Below are 19,384 nucleotides of genomic sequence, written 5' to 3' on the forward strand. Positions count from 1 at the left end.
GTGCCCCTTACTTACTACTGCCGCGCATAGGTCAGCCGAGCTGGACCACCGCGCGGGACATGCCGAGCACCTTCTGGCCCTCGCTCATCGCCACCAGGTCCACCCGGACCCGGTTGTCGTCGAGCTTCTGGGCGACCTTGGCGCTGACCTCGATCAGCGCCCCCTTGTCGTCGTTCGGGACCACGACGGGCTTGGTGAAGCGCACGCCGTACTCGACGACGGCGGCCGGGTCGCCCACCCAGTCCGTCACCACACGGATCGCCTCGGCCATGGTGAACATGCCGTGCGCGATGACGTCGGGAAGGCCCACGTCGACGGCGAACTTCTCGTTCCAGTGGATCGGGTTGAAGTCCCCGGAGGCGCCCGCGTACCGCACGAGCGTGGCGCGCGTCACAGGAAAACTCTGGGCCGTCAGCTCGGTGCCGACCTCGACGCTGTCGTACGAAATCTTGGCGGTCATCGACTCAGGCTCCCTCTGCCGCGGGCTCCGCCGCACGCGCGACGAGCTTGGTCCAGGCGGTCACTACGTGCTCGCCGGCCTCGTCGTGGACCTCACCGCGGATGTCCAGGATGTCGTTGCCCGCCATCGACTTGACGGCCTCGATGGTCGAGGTGACCGTGAGCCGGTCCCCCGCGCGCACCGGGCGGGTGTACGAGAACTTCTGGTCGCCGTGCACGACGCGGCTGTAGTCGAGCCCCAGCTGCGGATCCTCGATCACCAGACCCGCGGCCTTGAACGTGATCGCGAACACGAAAGTCGGCGGGGCGATCACATCGGGGTGCCCGAACGCCTTGGCGGCCTCCGTGTCGACGTACGCGGGATTGGCGTCGCCCACCGCCTCGGCGAACTCACGGATCTTCTCCCGGCCGACCTCATAGGGATCGGTGGGCGGGTAGGACCGCCCCACGAAGGACTGGTCGAGCGCCATGGACTCGGTACCTCCTGCACGTATGGGTAAACGACGCGAGGCCGCCCCCAGAAATCGGGGACGGCCTCGTGTACGAGCCTGTATCTAGCGCGTTTCGCGGTGCGCAGTGTGCGCGTTGCAGCGCGGGCAGTGCTTCTTCATCTCAAGACGGTCCGGGTCATTACGCCGGTTCTTCTTGGTGATGTAGTTCCGCTCCTTGCACTCCACGCAGGCCAGCGTGATCTTCGGGCGGACGTCTGTGGCAGCCACGTGAGTGCTCCTTGACGGACGGATGGACGGATGAACGCAAAAAAATAGTAGCCGATCGAAGGTCCGACCCCACAATCGGCTACCAAATCAGTAGCGGTGACCGGACTTGAACCGGTGACACAGCGATTATGAGCCGCTTGCTCTACCGACTGAGCTACACCGCTGCAGATGCCGGATCCCCTCACCCGAGGGTGAGGATCAACCAACATCAGAGCCCCAATGCGGAATCGAACCGCAGACCTTCTCCTTACCATGGAGACGCTCTACCGACTGAGCTATTGGGGCGAGCGATGAAGACATTACACGGTCGGTCGCCGATCGCCCAAATCCGTTTCGCCGGGGCTGTCCAGGGGGAACTAGGCAGCCGTCACGGGCGCCTCAGCACGTCACTTCGGTGCCACGCGCCACACCGGTTCAGCCCCTCCCGCACCACCGGTTCGGAGCTCCCCACCAGGGCTGTCCGGAGCCCCGCGCCCCGGCTGTCCGGAGCCGCGCGCCACGCCCGTCGGACACCGCGCACCACGCCGGTCGGACACCGCGCACCACGCCGGTACGACTATTCCGCTCCTCCTCGAAGAGGGCCGGTCGTCGCCCTAGGCTCGCCCCACGTTGCGTGATCTTGGACGTCTTGATCGCCACGCCCCGTAGCCGCCCCCGAACCTCAGGAGCGCGATGCCCGACAGCCAGCCGCAGCCCCACTCCTCCGGCTCCTCAGGCTCTTCCGGCTCCTCAGGTGACGGCTCCGACGCCACCGCGCTGCTCCTCTGCGGAGCCCGCCTGACCGACGGCCGGACCGTGGACGTGCGGCTCGGCTCCGGGCGCATCGAGGCGGTCGGTACGGCGGGCAGCCTGACCGCGCAGGCCACGCGCGTGGACCTCGGCGGCTACCTCCTGTTGCCGGCCGCGGCCGAACCGCACGCGCACAGCGACACGGCGCTCTCCGCGGACACGGAGGGGCCGGTCTCGTACGAACTCGCCGACGTCCAGCGCCGGACCACCGAGGCGGCCCTGCTCCAGCTCGGGCACGGCGCGACGGCGCTGCGCTCGCACGTGCGGATCGGCGACGTACCGGGGCTCACGTCGATGGAGGCGGTGCTGCAGGCACGGCGTTCGCTGCGCGGCCTGGTCGACCTGACGGCCGTGGCCGTGCCGCGCCTGCTGACCGGGGTGGCGGGCGCCGACGGGCTCGCGATGCTGCGGGACGCGGTGAAAATGGGCGCATCCGTAGTGGGCGGCTGCCCCGATCTGGACCCCGATCCGACCGGGTACGTGGAGGCGGTGCTCGAAGTCGCCGCCGAGCACGGCTGCCCCGTCGACCTGCACACGGACGGCAGCGATCCGGCCCGCCTGGGGCGGCTCGCGGCGATGGCGGGCGGGCTGCGGCCCGGGGTGACGATCGGGCCGTGCGGCGGGCTCGGGCGGCTGCCGTCCGACGTGGCCGCGCGGACCGCGGAGCAGCTGGCCGCGGCCGGCGTGACGGTGGTGTGCCTGCCGCAGGGCGGGTGCGGAAGCGTGGACCGGCGTGGCGCCGTGGCGCCGGTCCGGCTGCTGCGGGCGGCCGGGGTGCGGGTCGCCGCGGGCAGCGGGGCCATGCGGGACGTGGCGAACCCCGTGGGGCGCGGGGATCCGCTGGAGGCCGCCTATCTGCTGGCCTCGCGGTGCGGTCTCCGTCCCCAGGACGCGTACGGCACGGTGAGCGGGGCGGCGCGGGCCGCGATGGGGCTTTCCCAGGTGCGGGTGGAGGCGGGTTTCCCCGCCGAGCTGCTCGCGGTGCGCGGCGACCAGCTCGCGGGGGCGCTCTCGCTCGCGTACAGCCGCATCGTGGTGCACCGGGGGCGCGTGGTGGCACGGACGAGCGCGGTGCGGGAGTACTGCGATTCGGCTGCCGCCGTAGCCCTCGACCTGCCGCGGCAGGGCCGCTCGCAGGGGGGCGGCCCCGGCCGGCCGAAGGGCGCGGAGCCCTCGTGAGAGCGGGCGGCGCTTTCTGAGTCGTGCTCCCGTGTGCGCGGGGCGATCTTGCGGGGGCTGCCGTACGGTCGGAGACATGCGCATTGTCATCGCTGGAGGTCATGGTCAGATCGCGCTGCGGCTCGAGCGGTTGCTCGCCGCGCGGGGTGACGAGGTCGTCGGTCTCGTCCGCAGATCCGAACAGGAAGGCGACCTGCGGGCCGCGGGCGCCGAAGCGGCGCTGTGCGACCTGGAGTCGGCTTCCGTCGACGAGGTGGCCGGGCTCCTGGAAGGCGCCGACGCGGCCGTCTTCGCGGCGGGCGCGGGACCGGGCAGCGGGGTCGACCGCAAGAACACCGTGGACCGCGACGCCGCCGTGCTCTTCGCGGACGCCGCGGAGCGCGCCGGAGTGCGGCGCTACGTAGTGGTGTCGTCGATGGGCGCGGACCCCGCGCACCAGGGCGACGAGATCTTCGACGCCTACCTGCGGGCCAAGGGCGAGGCCGACGCCTCCGTACGCGGTCGCAAGGCCCTGGACTGGACGATCCTGCGCCCCGGGATGCTGACGGACGACGCGGGCACCGGACTCGTGCGTCTGGAGGCGTCGACCGGACGCGGGCCGATCCCGCGTGACGACGTGGCCGCCGTGCTCGCGGAGCTCGTCGACTCCTCGGCGACGGCGGGCCTGACGCTGGAGCTGGTCAGCGGGTCCACGCCGGTGTCCGTGGCGGTCAAGTCCGTTGCGGGGAACTGAACTCCGCTCTACGGGGAACTGATGTCCGTACGGCGATGTCGGTCTTCTGAGGGATGTCCCGCGCGCGGGGCGGTGCTTGGCTGAAGTTGCCGCCTACGTGAGGAACACCATGCCTGCTTCCGATGTGCCTGCCGCGCAGGAAGCTCTCCTGCGGCAGATGTACGCCGTCTTCAGTACCGAAGAGCGCGACGCGTTCATCCCGCGCTCCCTGGCGCCGGACGTGAACTGGCCGAACCTCCTGGACAACACGCGGGCCCGGGGCATCGCGGCCGTCCGCGCCTACTGGGCGCGGCAGTTCGCGGCCATGCACCCCCTGGTGCACCTGGAGCGGCTGCGGCTCGACGACGACGGCCGCCGGGTCGTGGCGACCGTGCGGCCCGGCCTCCGGGACGGGACGGGCGACCACTGGGCGCCGACGACGGTCGAGCACGTCTACACGTTCCGCGACGACGGCCTGGTGAGCCGGATGGACGTACGGCAGCCGTGACCGCCCCACGCGGGCCCCAGAGCCGCCCTGGAGGGCCGTGAGAGCGCCTCAGAACAGCGGGAGCTGGCCGGGGAAGTCCGGGACCGTGTAACCGTCCAGAGCGGGCTGTGCGGCGCCGAGCATGGCCTGCCTGCGCGAGCCCGGACAGGAGACGAGGTCGCCGCTGCCGCGCTGACCCGGCGGATCGTGACGGGCGAACCGGCCGCCGACGACCGCGATTTCACGGCGGCACTCGGGGCAGTTCCTGCGGCGCGATGACGATGACGTGAACGACGAGGACGACATGGCCTCAGCGTACGAAAAGACCCCCTCCGACATGCGTTTCCGCAAGATCGAAGAGGGTTGCGAACGGTCGGTGGCGACCGCCCACCACCGGAGCCGAAGCTCACCCAGGGCTGCGCGAGGAACTCTGCCGGGTGCGCAGGAGCCACCCCTGGATGACCGCGTTACACACGGCAACCACAACGGCGAACACGATCGCATCCGTCCACGACCTGCCCAGGACCAGGCGCCAGAACACGGCGAGCGCCCCGTAGATGACCACCCACGTAGTGATCACGACTACCCATCGCACCCAGCGCCGAGCCCACCACTCCACCGGCACGAGCTTGCCCACGCTCCATCGGTCCATGGCCCACGCTTACCCCGTAGCCGCGCTTTGAGAAGAAGCGTTTCCGGCGAAGTCGCGGGAGCGGCTTGGGCGGGCTTCGGGGCGTTCGAATGCGAGTAAGGGTGAGGGTGAGGGTGCGGCAGCCCGTCGTACGGAGACATGACGAAGGGCCCGTGACCTGGATTTCTCGCAGGTCACGGGCCCTTCGTTCCCATGTGGCGGCGCCAGGATTCGAACCTGGGAAGGCTGAGCCGGCAGATTTACAGTCTGCTCCCTTTGGCCGCTCGGGCACACCGCCTGGGTCGCTGCCTGGAATCGGTCGCTTTGTGCGGCGCTCCGTGGCAACGACGTAAACGATACCTGATGCATGGGGGTGCTTCGCCACCCGATTGATCAGTACCCGGCGCCGGGGCGGTGGCTAGGCTTTGCGGATGCGGCCAGGGACCGAAGGCCGTGCACCAGCCGAGTACGCAGACCCCGATACAAGGAGCCACAGGACATGGCCGACTCCAGTTTCGACATCGTCTCGAAGGTCGAGCGGCAGGAGGTCGACAACGCCCTCAACCAGGCCGCCAAGGAGATCTCGCAGCGCTACGACTTCAAGGGCACGGGTGCCTCGATCGCCTGGTCCGGCGAGAAGATCCTCATGGAGGCGAACGGCGAGGAGCGGGTCAAGGCGATCCTCGACATCTTCCAGTCCAAGCTGATCAAGCGCGGCATCTCACTGAAGTCGCTGGACGCGGGTGAGCCGCAGTTGTCCGGCAAGGAGTACAAGATCTTCGCCTCCATCGAGGAGGGCATCTCCCAGGAGAACGCGAAGAAGGTCGCCAAGATCATCCGCGATGAGGGCCCCAAGGGCGTCAAGGCGCAGGTCCAGGGCGAGGAGCTGCGCGTCAGCTCCAAGAGCCGCGACGACCTGCAGGCCGTACAGGCGCTCATCAAGGGGCAGGACTTCGATTTCGACGTGCAGTTCGCCAACTACCGGTAGTCGCCAGTAAGTACTGCCGGTCAGTACTGGTGATTTCTCGTCGTACGACGCCGAAGGGCGGGCACCCGGTTCGGGTGCCCGCCCTTGCTGCTGGCCGCAGATCGGGGGATTGACGCCCCAAGGGGCGCGCATGCCTCAGCGGCGCGAGTGGCCGAAGAAGATGCGGTAGGCGACGAGCAGGACGAGTGAGCCGCCGATCGCCGCCGCCCAGGTCGCGCCGTCGTAGATGTCGTTGGCTATCGGGCGGTCGAGATAGCGGGCGGAGAGCCAGCCGCCGATGAAGGCGCCTGCGATGCCGATGACGGTCGTGCCGATGAATCCGCCCGGGTCGCGGCCGGGCAGCAGGACCTTGGCCACGACACCGGCGAGCAGCCCAAGAACGATCCAGCTGATGATGCCCATGCGGTGAACCTGCCCCTCTTTCGTGCTGTTGTCCGGAAGGACGTCACGAGTGCGGGGCGCGGTTGCGGCTGTCGGCCGGATGCGGCGTATGCCACAGATGGGGCCTGGGGCAGGGCGGTCGCCTCAGCGCGACGCGAACGGCTGGTCCGTGCGCACGATTTCGCGGCCGAGCGGCATCAACGACACCGGGATCAGCTTGAAGTTGGCGATGCCCAGCGGGATGCCGATGATCGTGACGCACAGCAGGAAACCGGTGACGATGTGGCCGATCGCGAGCCACCAGCCCGCGAGGATCAGCCACAGGACGTTGCCGACGCAGGACGCCGCGCCCGCGTCGCGGCGCTCAACCGCCGTGTACCCGAAGGGCCACAGGGCATAGCGGCCTATCCGGAAGCTGGCGACTCCAAAGGGGATGCCGATAATCGTGACGCACAGGAGCGCCCCGGCCAGGAGATAGCCGAGGAACATCCAGAAGCCGCACAGGACTAGCCAAATGACGTTGAGAATTGTCTTCACTGTTGGCGACCTGCCATCTGCTCGAGCCGGGCAATGCGCTCCGCCATCGGCGGATGCGTGGAGAACATCTTGGACATGCCCTGCCCCGGACGGAAAGGGTTCGCAATCATCATGTGACTTGCCGTCTCGAGGCGAGGCTCGGGCGGCAGCGGCAGCTGCTTCGTGCCCGCGTCGAGCTTACGCAGGGCGCTGGCGAGGGCCAGTGGGTCCCCCGTCAGCTGCGCGCCCGAGGCGTCGGCCTCGTACTCCCTGGAGCGGCTGATCGCGAGTTGGATGACGGAGGCGGCCAGCGGGCCCAGGAGCATGATCAGGAGCATGCCGAAGATGCCGGGGCCCTCGTTGTCGTTCGACCTGCCGACCGGGATCAGCCAGGCGAAGTTGACCAAGAACATGATCACCGAGGCGAGCGCGCCGGCGACCGACGAGATCAGGATGTCGCGGTTGTAGACGTGGCTGAGCTCGTGGCCGATGACTCCGCGCAGTTCACGCTCGTCCAGGAGGCGCAGGATGCCGTCGGTGCAGCACACCGCGGCGTTGCGCGGATTGCGGCCCGTCGCGAACGCGTTCGGCGCCTCGGTGGGCGAGATGTAGAGGCGGGGCATGGGCTGGCGGGCCTGGGTGGAGAGCTCGCGGACCATGCGGTACAGCTCGGGTGCCTCGAATTCGCTCACCGGGCGCGCGCGCATGGCGCGCAGGGCGAGCTTGTCGCTGTTCCAGTACGCGTACGCATTGGTGCCGAGCGCCACGAAGAGCGCGACGATCAAGCCCGTACGTCCGAAGAAACTGCCGATGACGAGGATGAGAGCGGACAGTCCCCCGAGGAGTACGGCGGTCTTCAGCCCGTTGTGCCGGCGGTGCACGGTACGCCCTCCTGTGGTGCGTGGGGGAACCCTCTGTCTACTGGTGCTTCCACTCTTCAGTGGACCCTCCCGTACTGGTCAACGCCAGGCGAGGAGCACTAGTTCCCTTGTGCGCGCAGGAGCGGGCAGGAGCGGTGTGGGCCGCTCGGGTGAGACCCGGAGCGGCCCTTCGGGGGTGGGGACGCGTCAGAAGAGGCCGGTGTCGGAGAACCTCAGGACCAGTTGCGGCGCTCCGGAGAGGGCGATGCCGAGGACCGCGGTCAGGGCGATGGCAACCGTGAGGGGCGCCGGGACACGGTGCGCGACCGGCTCGCCCTCGGGGGCGCGGAAGAGCAGCGCGGTCCACTGGAGGTAGTAGAAGAGTGCGATCACCACGTTCACGGCCATCACCACGGTGAGCCAGCCCAGGCCCGCGTCGACCGCCGCCGAGAAGACGGTGACCTTCGCGAAGAGGCCGATGATGCCCGGCGGCAGGCCCGCCAGGCAGAGCAGGAAGAAGCCGAGCACCAGGGCGGCGAGGGGGCTCCTGGCGTACAGGCCCCGGTAGTCGCTGACGCGGTTCAGGCGCTGGGTGCGGCCGACGAGCGCGGCGACGGCGAAGGCTCCGAGGTTCACGGCCGCGTACATCAGGGCGTACGCGACGGTGGAGCCGATGGCCTTCTCGGCCTCGGCGGGGTTGTCGGCGTATCCGGCCGCGGCGATCGGCACGAGGAGGTATCCCGCCTGGCCGACCGAGGACCAGGCGAGCAGGCGTACCGCGCTGTACGCGCGCGTGGCCCGCTGGCGCAGCGCCGCCACGTTGCCCGCGGTCATGGTGAGGGCGGCGAGCACGGCGAGCGCCGGACCCCACACGTCGGCGTACGAGGGGAAGGCGACGACGGTGACCAGGATCAGGCCGGTGAAGCCGACCGCCTTGCCGACCACGGAGAGGTAGGCGGCGACGGGCAGCGGCGCGCCCACGTAGGTGTCGGGCACCCAGAAGTGGAAGGGCACGGCGGCCACCTTGAAGGCGAAGCCGACCAGGGTGAGGGCGACGCCGGTCTGGGCGAGCGTGTCGAGCTGTCCGTCGACGTGCTGGAGCTCCTCGGCGATCTCCGTCAGGTGCAGGGTGCCGGTCGCCGCGTAGACGAAGCTGACGCCCATCAGCGTCACGGCGGTCGCGGTGACGGAGGAGAGGAAGAACTTCAGGGCGGCTTCGGAGGACTTCTTGTCGCCGTGCCTGAGGCCCACGAGCGCGAACGCGGGCAGCGAGGCGACTTCGAGGGCGACGATCAGGGTCGCCAGGTCACGCGAGGCGGGCAGCAGCGCGGCGCCCGCCGCGGAGGAGAGCAGCAGGAACCAGAACTCCCCTTCGGGGAGTTCCTTCCCCGTGCCGTGCGCGTCCTTGAGCGCGCTCATCGAGAGCAGCGCGGCCAGCAGGGCGCCGCCGAGGACGAGCAGTTGGATGACGAGCGTGAAGCGGTCGGCCGTGTAGCTGCAGGCGTCCGCGCCGCCGGTCAGGCAGAACGTCGAGCGGTCGTCGTTCAGGATCGGCAGCAGGGAGAGCCCGGCGACGGCAAGACCCGCCACGGAGATCCAGCCGAGCAGCGCCTTCTTCTTGTCGCCCACGAAGAGGTCGGCGACGAGTACGAGGAGACCGACGACGGCCGCGATGGTGGGCGGTGCGATCGCGAGCCAGTCGACGGACTGGACGACGCCGGCGGCGCTTTCGGCGGCCACGGTCACGACTTGCCTCCTGAGAGGAGCTGCTGCACGGCCGGGTCGGTGAGGCCGAGCAGAGCGGCGGGCCAGAGTCCGGCGATGACGGTGAGGGCGACGAGCGGGGTCCAGGCGGCGAACTCGTAGCCCTGGACGTCGGCGAGCGCCGGGGTGTCGGTCCTGGCCGCGTCCTGGGGCATCGGGCCCATGCAGACGCGGCGTACGACGATGAGCATGTACGCGGCGGTGAGCAGGGTGCCGAAGGCGGCGATCGCCATGAAGGTGAGGAAGGCGGGGCGGCTGAGGCCGTCGGCGGGCTTGAACGCGCCGAACAGCGCGAGCATTTCGCCCCAGAACCCGGCCAGGCCCGGCAGGCCGAGCGAGGCGACGGCGCCGAAGGCGAGGAGGCCGCCGAGGCGGGGCGCCTTGCCGTAGAGCGCGGCGCCCGATTCCTGCGCGAGGGTGTCGAGGTCGCTGGTGCCGGTGCGGTCCTTGAGCGCGCCGACGAGGAAGAACAGCAGGCCGGTGATGAGGCCGTGCGCGATGTTGGCGAACAGCGCGCCGTTCACGCCGGTCGGGCTCATCGTCGAGATGCCGAGCAGGACGAAGCCCATGTGGCCCACGGACGAGTAGGCGATGAGGCGCTTGAGGTCGCCCTTCGCGCCCTGCTTGGCGAGGGCGAGGCAGGCGAGCGAGCCGTAGATGATGCCGACGACCGCGAAGGCCGCGAGGTACGGCGCGAAGGTCTGCATCCCGTCGGGTGCGATCGGCAGCAGGATCCGGACGAATCCGTACGTACCCATCTTCAGCATCACGCCGGCCAGTAGGACCGAGCCGACGGTGGGCGCGGCGGTGTGCGCGTCCGGCAGCCAGCTGTGCAGCGGCCACATCGGCGTCTTGACCGCGAGCCCGATCCCGATCGCCAGAACGGCGATGACCTGCACGGATGAGGTCAGGCCCCGGCCGTTGTCAGTGGCGAGTGCCACCATGTCGAATGTGCCGGACTTGAGGCCGATGAGGAGGAGACCGAGCAGCATCACGACGGAGCCGAGCAGCGTGTAGAGGATGAACTTCCAGGCGGCCCGCGTCCGTTCGGCGCCGCCCCAGCGGGCGATGAGGAAGTACATCGGGATGAGGACCATCTCGAACGCGAGGAAGAACAGCAGCAGGTCGAGGACGGCGAAGGTCGCGAGGGTGCCGGACTCGAGCACGAGGATCAGCGCGACGAATGCCTTGGGAGACGGGCCCGACGGCATTTTGAAGTAGGAGTACAGCGCGCAGAGGAAGGTCAGCAGCGCGGTCAGGACCAGGAGGGGGAGCGAGATGCCGTCGATGCCGAGGTGGATGCGCACGTCGAGTGCGGGGATCCAGCTGATATCGGTCGTGGCCTGCATCTTTGACGGATGGTCATGGTCGAAGCCGAGTGCGAGGACGATCGCGGCGATGAGGATCGCGCCGGTCACGATCACGCCGTGGCGCAGCACGGCCTGGTCGGGTGACTTCCCCTTCAGTCCGGGCGGGGCCGGCAGGAGAGCCGCCACCGCGCCGATGAGCGGGCCGACCACGATCAACGCCAGAAGAAGCTGCATCACGGATTCACTGATATCGATCACGGCTGCTCACGCTCCGACGGTGGCGACGAGGACGGCGGCGACAGCCAGGACGACGGTGCCTGCGAGCAGCGCGCTCAGGTAGGTCTGCACATTGCCGGTCTGCGCCCGGCGGACGGCCTCGCCGAGCCAACGGGGTGCGGTGCCCGCGCCGCGTACGTACGTCTCGACGACCTCGCGGTCCAGGAAGCGCACGAGGCGTGCGGCGGCCTGGACGGGGCGCACGAACAGGGCGGCGTAGACGGCGTCGAGGTGGAAGCCGACGGCGGCGTGCCGGTGCAGCGGGCCGAGCAGGAGGCGGCCGGGGTCGGCCGGGTCGTGGGCGGCGGCCACGTCTCCGTAGGCGGGTTCGTGCGAGGCGATGGCCTCCGCTTCGACCAGGCCTCCGTCGGCCCCCGAGTCGACGGCGACCGCGCCCATCGGGTGGCGGGCGGCGAGCGCAGTGGTGTGCCGCCAGGCTCCGTACGTGACGAGTCCGCCGACCAGGGCGAGTCCCGTGCCCAGGACGGAGGTGGTGAGGGTCGGGGTGAGCGAGTGGCCGTCGAACCAGTCCGGCAGGACGCCGACGGTGAGGCCGAAGGCGAGTGAGGGGACGGCGAGCACCCAGAGCACGGCGGTCATCGTGACGGGCTGGCGACCGTGGTCCGGGGCTTCGGGGCCCTGGCCGTTGAAGACAAGGAGCCACAGACGCGTCGCGTAGGCGGCGGTGAGGAGGGCGGTGAGCAGACCGGCGATCAGGACGATCCAGCCCGCCGCGGTGGGGGCGGTCTCGGAGTGCCCGGTGGCCGCGTGCTCGGCGGCGCCCAGGACGGCTTCCTTGGAGAAGAAGCCGCTGAAGGGCGGGATCGCGGCGAGCGCGAGGAGCGCCACGGTCATCGTCCAGAAGGCGTCGGGGACGCGGTCGCGCAGGCCCTTCATGCGGGACATCGCGGCGAGGGAGTTGGTGCCGGCGGCGTGGATGATCACGCCCGCGCCGAGGAAGAGGAGCGCCTTGAAGGCGCCGTGCGACAGGAGGTGGAAGACGGCGGCGCCGCGGTCGCCGACGGCGAGTGCGCCGGTCAGATAGCCGAGCTGGCCGATCGTCGAGTAGGCGAGGACGCGCTTGATGTCGTCCTGGGCGAGCGCGGCGAGGGCCGATCCGGCCATCGTGACGGCGGCCATGACGGCGAGGACGACCAGCGCTGCCGCGGACGCGGCGAAGACGGGGAGGAGCCGGGCCACGAAGTAGACACCGGCGGCGACCATCGTCGCGGCGTGGATGAGCGCGGAGACGGGCGTGGGGCCCGCCATCGCGTCGGGCAGCCAGGTGTGCAGCGGGAACTGCGCGGACTTGCCCGCCACACCGGCGAGGAGCAGCAGGGCGATCAGCGTCGGGTGGTCGAGGCCGCCGTCGGCGACCTTCGCGAGGATCGTCGTGATGCGGAACGAACCGGCGTCGACGGCGAGCGCGAACAGGCCGATCAGGAAGGGGACGTCGCCGAGCTTGGTGACCAGGAAGGCCTTGAGGGAGGCGGCGCGGGCTTCGGGCGTCTCCCAGTAGTGGCCGACGAGGAAGTACGAGCAGATGCCCATGATCTCCCAGCCGACCAGGAGCACCATCAGGTCGCCGGAGTAGACGACGAGCAGCATCGCGGAGGTGAAGAGGGAGACGAGAGCGGCGTACGAGGGGTAGCGCGGGTCGTCGCGCAGGTAGCCCGTCGAGTAGATCTGCACGCAGGAGGCGACGACGCCGACCAGGACGGCGACCAGGGCGGCGAAGCCGTCGATGTGCAGGGCGAGTTCGATGGGGACCGAGCCGGTCGGGGTGAGCTCGGTGGCGGAGTCGATGTCGGCGCCGCCGCCGTGGCGGGCGGCGACCAGGACGGCGATGACCAGCGCCACCAGGGTGGGCAGCACCGCGAGGGGGCGTACGAGACCCGGGACGGTGCGGCCGAGCAGCAGACCCGCGAGCGCGCCGAGGAACGGCAGGAGGGGGACGAGTACGGCGAGGGTGGTCGTGGTCACGCGGTGGCCTCAGCCTTCTGCGACTTCTGTGCCGGGGCGGGCTCCTCGGTGGCCGCGCCCTCGGCATCGTCATCGGGATCGTCGGGGCCCTCGGCGGTGTCGCGGAGTTCGTCGACGGCGGAGGAGCCGCGGTTGCGGTAGACCGCCAGGACGATCGCGAGGCCGATGCCGATCTCCGCGGCGGCGATGGCGATGGTGAAGAGGGTCAGGGCCTGGCCGGAGTGGAGGGCGTCGCGGAGCCAGACGTCGAAGGCGACCAGGTTGAGGTTGACGGCGTTGAGCATGAGCTCGACGGACATCAGGACCAGGATCGCGTTGCGGCGGGCGAGCACTCCGTACAGGCCCACGCAGAAGAGGAGGACGGCCAGGACCGCGGGATAGGCGAGGTGCATCAGCGCTGCTCCTTCTCGCTGGGGGCACCGGTCGTGGTGCTGTCGCCGGGGGCACCGTTCAGGCGGGTCATGCGGGCGTTCCTGCGGGAGAGGACGATCGCGCCGACCAGGGCGGCGAGGAGCAGGACCGAGAGGGCCTCGAAGGGCAGCACCCAGTGCTGGAAGAGGAACTTCCCGGTCACGGCGGTGGAGCCCTGGGCCTCGTCGGCGGCGCGGTCGAGGTCGATCCAGGTCGTCCGGAAGGCGTCGACGACGACCCAGACCAGGGCGGCCGCCGCGAGGACGGCCACCGCGAGCGCGACCGGGCGGTTGCCCGAATCGGCGTCCGGGGAGCGGCCGATGGGGGCCCGCGTCAGCATCAGGCCGAAGAGGAGGAGGACGACGACGGAACCGACGTAGATCAGTACCTGCACCCAGGCGATGAACTCGGCGGTGAGCAGGAGGTACTCGACGGCCAGGCCGCCGAGCGTGGCCACCAGCCACAGGGCGGCGTGCACCAGCTGCTTGGTGGTGACGGTGACGATCGCCGAGCCGAGGGTGACGAGGCCGACCAGGAGGAAGGCGATCTCCACGCCCGTCGGGGAGAGGAAGCCCTGGGGGGCGTCGGCCGCGAGCGAGGTGGCGGTGGCGGCTGCTGCTGCGGGGGTCACGCTTCTGCCTCCGGTCCGGCTGCTTCGGCTTCCTGGGCCGCGGCCAGCTTCTCCGCCGCCTTGCGGGCGGTGACGATCTCCTTGGGGTCCTCGGCCGCGGGGTCCAGGGCCGGCGGGGCGGGGACCGTCCACATCCAGTCGCGGAGCTTGTCGCGCTCGTGGGTGAGTTCGTGGATGTCGGTCTCGGCGTACTCGAACTCCGGGGACCAGAACAGTGCGTCGAAGGGGCAGACCTCAATGCAGATGCCGCAGTACATGCAGAGGGAGAAGTCGATGGCGAAGCGGTCAAGGACGTTGCGGCTGCGCTCGCGGCCGCCCTCGACGGCCGCCGGGACCGTCTCCTTGTGGGAGTCGATGTAGATGCACCAGTCCGGGCACTCCCGGGCGCAGAGCATGCAGACCGTGCAGTTCTCCTCGAAGAGCCCGATGACGCCGCGGGTGCGGGGCGGGAGTTCGGGCTGGTGCTGCGGGTACTGCTCGGTGACGGTCTTCTTCGTCATCGTGCGGAGGGTGACGGCGAGGCCCTTGGCCAGGCCGCTGCCAGGGATCGGGGGCACTAGTTGATCGCCACCTTCACGATGCCGGTCAGCGCGATCTGCGCGAGGGCGAGCGGGACGAGGAGGGTCCAGGAGAGCTTCTGGAGCTGGTCCTCGCGGAGACGGGGGTAGCTGACGCGGAGCCAGATCACGAGGAAGGCGAGTACCGCCGTCTTCAGGAGGGTCCAGACCCAGCCGAGGCCATCGGCGCCCCAGGGGCCGTGCCAGCCGCCGAGGAAGAGGACGGTGGTGAGGCCGCAGAGGACGACGATTCCGGCGTACTCGGCGAGGAGGAAAAGGGCGAAGCGCAGGCCCGTGTACTCGGTGTACGCGCCGAAGATGATCTCCGAGTCGGCGACCGGCATGTCGAAGGGCGGGCGCTGGAGTTCGGCGAGGCCCGCGACGAAGAAGACGAGGGCGCCGACGATCTGCCAGGGCAGCCACCACCACTCGAAGGCGTTGAGGATGCCGGGCAGCGAGACCGTCCCGGCCGCCATCGCGACCGAAGCCGCGGCGAGCAGCATCGGGAGTTCGTACGCCAGGAGTTGGGCGGCCGTGCGCAGGCCGCCGAGGAGGGAGAACTTGTTGGCGCTCGCCCAGCCCGCCATGAGCGAGCCGAGCACGCCGACGCCCATGACCGCGAGCACGAAGAAGATGCCCGCGTCGACGAGTTGGCCGACGGCGCCTTCGCTCGGGCCGATCGGGATGGCGACCAGGACGATGAGGTAGGGCAGCAGGGCGACGGCGGGGGCGAGCTGGAAGATGCGGCGGTCGGCCTCGGCCGGTACGACGTCCTCCTTCTGCGCGAACTTGACTCCGTCGGCGACGAGCTGGGCCCAGCCGTGGAAGCCGCCCGCGTACATGGGGCCCAGGCGGCCCTGCATGTGGGCCATCACCTTGTGCTCGGTCTGGCCGATGACCAGGGGCAGGACGAGGAAGACGGCGAAGACGATGAGGAGACGCAGGGCGACGTCGAGCGCGTCGGTCACTCCGAGCCTCCTGGGCGGTCCTCTTCGGTGGTGTTGTCGGGCTTGGTGGTGCCTGCGGACCCGGTGCCGGTGTCCTTGGCCGGATCGGGGTCCTTGGTCGGCTCGGGGTCCCTGGTCGGCTCGGGGTCCCTGGTCGGCTCGGGATCGGCTGAAGCCGGTGCCTCTGTGGCGTCGAACGCCGGTCGGGCCTGGTGCCACGGAGCGTCGGAACTGGTCGCGGGCGCCTCGGGCTTCGCCTCGGGTTCCGAAGCGGACTCTGGCTTCGCCTCGGATGCCGGGGCGGACTCCGGCCTGGGTTCAGGTGCCGGGGCCGCCGTCTCCGGATTCGGCTCCGGCGGCGTCTCCGTTGCCGGGCGCTGTGACGCCGACCCCTGGCTCACGCTGCGAGACCGACGCGGAGCCGGTGCCTCTGGCTGCGCACCCTCGGCCGCCTGGCCGGCAGGCCCCTGGCTGGTCGAGCCCTCCCCCGCCGTGCGGGTCCGGCGGACCGGGCGGTCGCCTGCCGCGCGGGCGGCGCCGCGGGCCGGGCGGGCCGGGGCCGCGGGGAGTTGGCCCTTCAGGGGGCCCCATTCGTTCGGGTCGGGTACGCCGGGAGGCAGCATCTGGCGGCGCTTAGGCCCGCCGTGCTCCGACTCCCCCGGCTCCTTCGCGCCGGGCCACGCCTTGGCGACCCGCGCCGCCAGGACGAAGTCCTTGCGCAGGGGATGGCCTTCGAAGGTGTCCGGCAGGAGCAGCGGCACCAGGTGCGGGTGGCCTTCGAAGGCGACGCCGAACATCTCGTGCGTCTCGCGCTCGTGCCACGCCGCGCCCGCGTAGACGTCGACCGCGGTCGGCAGAACCGGGGCGTCGTGCGGAACGGTCGTACGGATGAGGAGGCGACGTACGGGAGAGAGGGCGACGACGTGGGCCGAGACGAAAAAGCCCGTGCCCGGTTCGTCGACGGCGCTCAGCCAGTCGAAGTAGGTGCAGGCCAGGGTCGTGCGCGCGGTTTCGAGCGCCGCGATCCACGCGCTCGGCGGGACGTCGACCGTCAGGAGGTCGTACGACTCGTCCGCCGTGGCCTCCGCGCCGAAGAGCTCCTCGACGGGGCTGGGCAGCCAGCCGGTCATGCCTTCTCCTCCCCCGAGGCCGAGGCCGAGGCACCCGGAACCGGCACCGGCGCCGGCACCGGCGGCTTCACCAGACCACTCTGCAGAGCCGCCGCCGAGGGCCGGCCGCCGTTGCCGTTGGAGTACCGCTCGGCCAGCGACTCCCGCGCGATCTTCTCCTGGAGCTTGAGGATGCCCTGGAGCAGCGCTTCGGGCCGGGGCGGGCAGCCCGGTACGTACACGTCGACCGGAATGATCTGGTCGACGCCCTTGGTCACCGCGTACGAATCCCAGTACGGGCCACCGCAGTTGGAGCAGGCGCCGAAGGAGATGACGTACTTGGGCTCGGGCATCTGCTCGTACAGGCGCTTCACGGCCGGGGCCATCTTGTCCGTCACCGTGCCCGAGACCACCATCAGGTCGGCCTGGCGCGGCCCCGGCGCGAACGGGATCACGCCGAGCCGGATGAAGTCGTGCCGCGCCATGGAGGCGGCGATGAACTCGATGGCGCAGCAGGCGAGGCCGAAGTTGAAGACCCACAACGAGTACCGGCGGCCCCAGTTGAGGACCACCTTCATCGGCTCGGGCGCGAGGCGGGACAGCACGCCGAGCTTCTGGGGCTCGGGCGTGGGGAGCACGGTCGGCTCGGGCAGGAGCACGGGCTCCGGGGTCACGTCCATGTCAGGACGCCCTTCTTGTATGCGTACAGCAGGCCCACGGTCAGGAAGCCGAGGAAGATGAACATCTCCACCAGCGTCGTCGCACCGTAGCCGGGCGCGGCGAAAACCGTCGCCCAGGGGAAGAGGAAGATCGAGTCGACGGCGAAGATGACATAGAGGAACGCGTAGACGTAGTAGCGGACCTGGGTGTGGGCCCAGCCGTCGCCGACCGGGTCGACGCCGCACTCGTACGTCAGGAGCTTCTCGGGAGTCGGCACGACGGGCCTGAGCAGCCGCCCCGCGCCGAAGGCGACAGCGACGAACAGCACGCCGACGACGGCGAGCAGTCCGACGACGGAGTACGACTGGTAGTAGCTCGCCGCGACGTTCGTCACATGCACGTCAGCCCCTCACTCCCTGACCGCCTCTGACACTGATCGCTGTTCGACGATCTGTACGCACGGGAGTCTAGGGCCTGCTAAAGACGAGGTAAGCAGAGCGTCACGCATCGGCAAGTACTGATCGCTCAGCATGTCGCCCGTGATCTCGTCCAGGACGCCGCCCGTGGTGTGGCGACGGCGGGTGGGGTTATCCCCCGGGAGTCCGGGCGGTCCTCCTCATGGCATCGCGGCGCCGAGCCGTGCACTCTGGCGCATATGACCGCACGCACCATGTCCTCGTCGCCGTACCCGGCCTCGTCGCCGTCCTCGGCCTCGTCCCCGCCACCGCCCGCGCGCTTCGCCGCGTACGACCGGCAGACGTGGAAGGAGATCGCGCACCTCCTCGCCAACCTTCCGCTGGGAGTGGCCGGTTTCGTCTACGTGGTCGTGACGCTCGCGACCGGCGGCGGACTCGCCGTGACGGTCGTCGGCCTGCCGCTGCTCGCGCTCGCGCTGCTCGGCGCGCGGCGGCTCGGCAGGGCGGAGCGGGCACGGGCACGCGGGCTGCTCGGGCTGCGGATCGACGAGCCGAGCCCGATGCCCAGGCACCGCGGGTACGGGTTCTTCGGCTGGCTGTGGTCGAGTCTGAAGGATCCGGTCGGCTGGCGCACGATGCTGTACTCGTTCATGCGGCTGCCCTGGGGGGTGCTGACGTTCGCGATCACCCTGGTCGGGCTCTTCGTGCTCTGGCCCGTGCTCCCCTACGTCGTGCGCGGCCTGACCAACGCGGACCGGGTGATGGTGCGCGGGCTGCTCTCGCCCTCCGACGAGCTGGAGCGGCGCATCGTCGAGCTGGAGTCGGACCGCGGGGTCGTCGTCGACACCGCGGCGGCCGACCTGCGCCGCATCGAACGCGACCTGCACGACGGGGCGCAGGCCCGCTTGGTCGCGCTGGCCATGGGGCTCGGTCTGGCCAAGGAGAAGCTCCTGGAGGGCCGGGCCGACGACACCGTGGCGGCGATGGTCGACGAGGCGCACGGCGAGGTGAAGCTCGCCCTCCAGGAGCTGCGCGACCTGGCCCGCGGCATCCACCCGGCGGTCCTGACCGACCGCGGCCTGGACGCGGCCCTCTCCTCCCTCGCCGCCCGGTGCACGGTCCCGGTGAAGGTGACGGCCGATCTGCCGTCGCGCCCGGCCGCCGCGATCGAGGGCAGCGCGTACTTCACCGTCTCCGAGCTGCTGCAGAACATCAGCAAGCACAGCGGGGCGCGTGCGGCGTCCGTGGAGGTGTGGCGCGCCGACCAGCGGCTGCTCATCCAGGTGTGGGACGACGGCAGGGGCGGCGCGAGCCTGGACGGCGGCACGGGCATGGCGGGGCTCGCCGACCGGCTCGGGGCGGTCGACGGCCTGTTCGTGATCGAGTCGCCGGAGGGCGGCCCCACGACGATCACGGCGGAGCTGCCGTGGCGGGACAGGGACCGGGACCACGCCGCCCAGGGATGATGCCGCCCCCTGACTAGCAGACCCTGGGCCACGGGGGTAGGGAAAACCCCCGGTCCAAGACACCTACGCACCACATGGTCCGGATCAGCCTCGGCCAGCACTCTGGAGACCAGACAGTGCGAGCAGGCCGAGC

General features: G+C 70.4%; 23 protein-coding genes and 3 tRNA genes. 5 read left to right on the forward strand and 21 right to left on the reverse strand.

Translation table 11 applies throughout. The features are described from left to right. Window positions 1-31 precede the first annotated feature (31 nt). The 5 genes from ACFUPX_RS34590 to ACFUPX_RS34610 form a co-directional block, all read right to left on the reverse strand. Complete coding sequence (locus ACFUPX_RS34590; RefSeq protein WP_383331909.1) at window positions 32-460, reverse strand: MaoC family dehydratase; 429 nt, start codon at window positions 458-460, stop codon at window positions 32-34. Between the two features lie 4 nt (window positions 461-464). Then, window positions 465-929 (reverse strand): MaoC family dehydratase N-terminal domain-containing protein, encoded by a 465-nt coding sequence (locus ACFUPX_RS34595; RefSeq protein ID WP_383331911.1) that lies wholly within the window; start codon window positions 927-929, stop codon window positions 465-467. An 84-nt stretch (window positions 930-1,013) separates the two neighbouring features. Next, complete coding sequence (gene rpmG, locus ACFUPX_RS34600) at window positions 1,014-1,178, reverse strand: 50S ribosomal protein L33 (RefSeq protein ID WP_004571794.1); 165 nt, start codon at window positions 1,176-1,178, stop codon at window positions 1,014-1,016. A 91-nt stretch (window positions 1,179-1,269) separates the two neighbouring features. Then, a tRNA-Met gene (locus ACFUPX_RS34605) sits at window positions 1,270-1,342 on the reverse strand. Window positions 1,343-1,390: 48 nt separating this feature from the next. Further along, window positions 1,391-1,463, reverse strand: a tRNA-Thr gene (locus ACFUPX_RS34610). A 387-nt stretch (window positions 1,464-1,850) separates the two neighbouring features. Here ACFUPX_RS34610 and ACFUPX_RS34615 point away from each other — a divergent pair. From ACFUPX_RS34615 to ACFUPX_RS34625, 3 genes are all read left to right on the forward strand, one after another. Next, window positions 1,851-3,146, forward strand: coding sequence for an amidohydrolase family protein (locus ACFUPX_RS34615; RefSeq protein WP_383331913.1), 1,296 nt, complete (start codon window positions 1,851-1,853; stop codon window positions 3,144-3,146). Between the two features lie 76 nt (window positions 3,147-3,222). Then, the gene (locus ACFUPX_RS34620) at window positions 3,223-3,879 is read left to right on the forward strand and encodes an SDR family oxidoreductase (RefSeq protein ID WP_383331915.1); all 657 of its coding nucleotides are present in this window, start codon (window positions 3,223-3,225) and stop codon (window positions 3,877-3,879) included. A 109-nt stretch (window positions 3,880-3,988) separates the two neighbouring features. After that, the gene (locus ACFUPX_RS34625) at window positions 3,989-4,366 is read left to right on the forward strand and encodes a nuclear transport factor 2 family protein (RefSeq protein ID WP_383331917.1); all 378 of its coding nucleotides are present in this window, start codon (window positions 3,989-3,991) and stop codon (window positions 4,364-4,366) included. Window positions 4,367-4,414: 48 nt separating this feature from the next. Here ACFUPX_RS34625 and ACFUPX_RS34630 read toward each other — a convergent pair whose 3' ends face one another. The 3 genes from ACFUPX_RS34630 to ACFUPX_RS34640 form a co-directional block, all read right to left on the reverse strand. After that, window positions 4,415-4,651, reverse strand: coding sequence for a hypothetical protein (locus tag ACFUPX_RS34630; RefSeq protein ID WP_383331919.1), 237 nt, complete (start codon window positions 4,649-4,651; stop codon window positions 4,415-4,417). A gap of 100 nt (window positions 4,652-4,751) precedes the next feature. Then, window positions 4,752-4,997: a hypothetical protein gene (locus tag ACFUPX_RS34635; protein WP_383331921.1), complete on the reverse strand. Its 246-nt coding sequence runs from the start codon at window positions 4,995-4,997 to the stop codon at window positions 4,752-4,754. Window positions 4,998-5,192: 195 nt separating this feature from the next. Continuing rightward, window positions 5,193-5,274 (reverse strand) — tRNA-Tyr (locus ACFUPX_RS34640). 201 nt (window positions 5,275-5,475) lie between these two features. Between ACFUPX_RS34640 and ACFUPX_RS34645 the strand changes: the two genes are divergently transcribed. After that, window positions 5,476-5,964, forward strand: coding sequence for a YajQ family cyclic di-GMP-binding protein (locus ACFUPX_RS34645; RefSeq protein ID WP_383331923.1), 489 nt, complete (start codon window positions 5,476-5,478; stop codon window positions 5,962-5,964). 135 nt (window positions 5,965-6,099) lie between these two features. Here the strand turns inward: ACFUPX_RS34645 and ACFUPX_RS34650 are convergent, their stop codons facing one another. The 13 genes from ACFUPX_RS34650 to ACFUPX_RS34710 form a co-directional block, all read right to left on the reverse strand. Continuing rightward, on the reverse strand, window positions 6,100-6,366 hold the full coding sequence (locus ACFUPX_RS34650; RefSeq protein ID WP_383331925.1) for a GlsB/YeaQ/YmgE family stress response membrane protein: 267 nt from the start codon (window positions 6,364-6,366) through the stop codon (window positions 6,100-6,102). A 123-nt stretch (window positions 6,367-6,489) separates the two neighbouring features. After that, complete coding sequence (locus ACFUPX_RS34655) at window positions 6,490-6,882, reverse strand: YccF domain-containing protein (RefSeq protein WP_383331927.1); 393 nt, start codon at window positions 6,880-6,882, stop codon at window positions 6,490-6,492. After that, window positions 6,879-7,742: a zinc metalloprotease HtpX gene (gene htpX, locus ACFUPX_RS34660; RefSeq protein WP_383331929.1), complete on the reverse strand. Its 864-nt coding sequence runs from the start codon at window positions 7,740-7,742 to the stop codon at window positions 6,879-6,881. Before htpX ends, ACFUPX_RS34655 begins: the two co-directional genes overlap by 4 nt. Window positions 7,743-7,928: 186 nt before the next feature. Next, window positions 7,929-9,467 carry an NADH-quinone oxidoreductase subunit N gene (locus tag ACFUPX_RS34665; protein ID WP_383331931.1) on the reverse strand — a complete coding sequence of 513 codons (1,539 nt, stop codon included), beginning with the start codon at window positions 9,465-9,467 and terminating at the stop codon, window positions 7,929-7,931. After that, window positions 9,464-11,053, reverse strand: a complete 1,590-nt coding sequence (locus ACFUPX_RS34670; RefSeq protein ID WP_383331932.1) for an NADH-quinone oxidoreductase subunit M — start codon at window positions 11,051-11,053, stop codon at window positions 9,464-9,466. Before ACFUPX_RS34670 ends, ACFUPX_RS34665 begins: the two co-directional genes overlap by 4 nt. 6 nt (window positions 11,054-11,059) lie before the next feature. Further along, complete coding sequence (locus ACFUPX_RS34675) at window positions 11,060-13,054, reverse strand: NADH-quinone oxidoreductase subunit L (RefSeq protein ID WP_383331934.1); 1,995 nt, start codon at window positions 13,052-13,054, stop codon at window positions 11,060-11,062. Then, on the reverse strand, window positions 13,051-13,446 hold the full coding sequence (nuoK, locus tag ACFUPX_RS34680) for an NADH-quinone oxidoreductase subunit NuoK (RefSeq protein ID WP_383331936.1): 396 nt from the start codon (window positions 13,444-13,446) through the stop codon (window positions 13,051-13,053). The genes ACFUPX_RS34675 and nuoK overlap by 4 nt, the downstream gene beginning before the upstream one ends. Continuing rightward, window positions 13,446-14,096, reverse strand: a complete 651-nt coding sequence (locus ACFUPX_RS34685; RefSeq protein WP_383331938.1) for an NADH-quinone oxidoreductase subunit J — start codon at window positions 14,094-14,096, stop codon at window positions 13,446-13,448. The genes nuoK and ACFUPX_RS34685 overlap by 1 nt, the downstream gene beginning before the upstream one ends. Continuing rightward, a complete protein-coding gene (locus ACFUPX_RS34690) occupies window positions 14,093-14,653 on the reverse strand; it encodes a NuoI/complex I 23 kDa subunit family protein (protein WP_383331940.1) in 561 nt (186 codons plus the stop codon). Before ACFUPX_RS34690 ends, ACFUPX_RS34685 begins: the two co-directional genes overlap by 4 nt. Then, window positions 14,653-15,621 (reverse strand): NADH-quinone oxidoreductase subunit H, encoded by a 969-nt coding sequence (locus ACFUPX_RS34695; protein ID WP_383331942.1) that lies wholly within the window; start codon window positions 15,619-15,621, stop codon window positions 14,653-14,655. Before ACFUPX_RS34695 ends, ACFUPX_RS34690 begins: the two co-directional genes overlap by 1 nt. Beyond that, a complete protein-coding gene (locus ACFUPX_RS34700; protein ID WP_383331944.1) occupies window positions 15,618-16,730 on the reverse strand; it encodes an NADH-quinone oxidoreductase subunit C in 1,113 nt (370 codons plus the stop codon). Before ACFUPX_RS34700 ends, ACFUPX_RS34695 begins: the two co-directional genes overlap by 4 nt. Then, the gene (locus ACFUPX_RS34705; protein ID WP_383331946.1) at window positions 16,727-17,389 is read right to left on the reverse strand and encodes an NADH-quinone oxidoreductase subunit B; all 663 of its coding nucleotides are present in this window, start codon (window positions 17,387-17,389) and stop codon (window positions 16,727-16,729) included. Before ACFUPX_RS34705 ends, ACFUPX_RS34700 begins: the two co-directional genes overlap by 4 nt. Beyond that, on the reverse strand, window positions 17,380-17,769 hold the full coding sequence (locus ACFUPX_RS34710) for an NADH-quinone oxidoreductase subunit A (protein ID WP_361182433.1): 390 nt from the start codon (window positions 17,767-17,769) through the stop codon (window positions 17,380-17,382). The genes ACFUPX_RS34705 and ACFUPX_RS34710 overlap by 10 nt, the downstream gene beginning before the upstream one ends. A 255-nt stretch (window positions 17,770-18,024) precedes the next feature. On the opposite strand from ACFUPX_RS34710, the gene ACFUPX_RS34715 reads away from it, so the two are divergent. Continuing rightward, window positions 18,025-19,251, forward strand: a complete 1,227-nt coding sequence (locus tag ACFUPX_RS34715) for a sensor histidine kinase (protein ID WP_383331948.1) — start codon at window positions 18,025-18,027, stop codon at window positions 19,249-19,251. Window positions 19,252-19,384: the final 133 nt, after the last annotated feature.

It is taken from the genome of Streptomyces sp. NPDC057302 (assembly GCF_042667685.1).
Lineage (GTDB): Bacteria > Actinomycetota > Actinomycetes > Streptomycetales > Streptomycetaceae > Streptomyces.

Excerpts from the sequence above, each read along its gene's own strand:
- ACFUPX_RS34590 (WP_383331909.1), bottom strand. The coding sequence starts at position 460 with ATGACCGCCAAGATTTCGTACGACAGCGTCGAGGTCGGCACCGAGCTG.
- ACFUPX_RS34595 (WP_383331911.1), bottom strand. The coding sequence starts at position 929 with ATGGCGCTCGACCAGTCCTTCGTGGGGCGGTCCTACCCGCCCACCGAT.
- ACFUPX_RS34615 (WP_383331913.1), top strand. The coding sequence starts at position 1,851 with ATGCCCGACAGCCAGCCGCAGCCCCACTCCTCCGGCTCCTCAGGCTCT.
- ACFUPX_RS34620 (WP_383331915.1), top strand. The coding sequence starts at position 3,223 with ATGCGCATTGTCATCGCTGGAGGTCATGGTCAGATCGCGCTGCGGCTC.
- ACFUPX_RS34625 (WP_383331917.1), top strand. The coding sequence starts at position 3,989 with ATGCCTGCTTCCGATGTGCCTGCCGCGCAGGAAGCTCTCCTGCGGCAG.
- ACFUPX_RS34630 (WP_383331919.1), bottom strand. The coding sequence starts at position 4,651 with ATGTCGTCCTCGTCGTTCACGTCATCGTCATCGCGCCGCAGGAACTGC.
- ACFUPX_RS34635 (WP_383331921.1), bottom strand. The coding sequence starts at position 4,997 with ATGGACCGATGGAGCGTGGGCAAGCTCGTGCCGGTGGAGTGGTGGGCT.
- ACFUPX_RS34645 (WP_383331923.1), top strand. The coding sequence starts at position 5,476 with ATGGCCGACTCCAGTTTCGACATCGTCTCGAAGGTCGAGCGGCAGGAG.
- ACFUPX_RS34650 (WP_383331925.1), bottom strand. The coding sequence starts at position 6,366 with ATGGGCATCATCAGCTGGATCGTTCTTGGGCTGCTCGCCGGTGTCGTG.
- nuoK (WP_383331936.1), bottom strand. The coding sequence starts at position 13,446 with ATGCACCTCGCCTATCCCGCGGTCCTGGCCGTCCTCCTCTTCTGCGTG.
- ACFUPX_RS34700 (WP_383331944.1), bottom strand. The coding sequence starts at position 16,730 with ATGACCGGCTGGCTGCCCAGCCCCGTCGAGGAGCTCTTCGGCGCGGAG.
- ACFUPX_RS34705 (WP_383331946.1), bottom strand. The coding sequence starts at position 17,389 with ATGGACGTGACCCCGGAGCCCGTGCTCCTGCCCGAGCCGACCGTGCTC.
- ACFUPX_RS34715 (WP_383331948.1), top strand. The coding sequence starts at position 18,025 with ATGACCGCACGCACCATGTCCTCGTCGCCGTACCCGGCCTCGTCGCCG.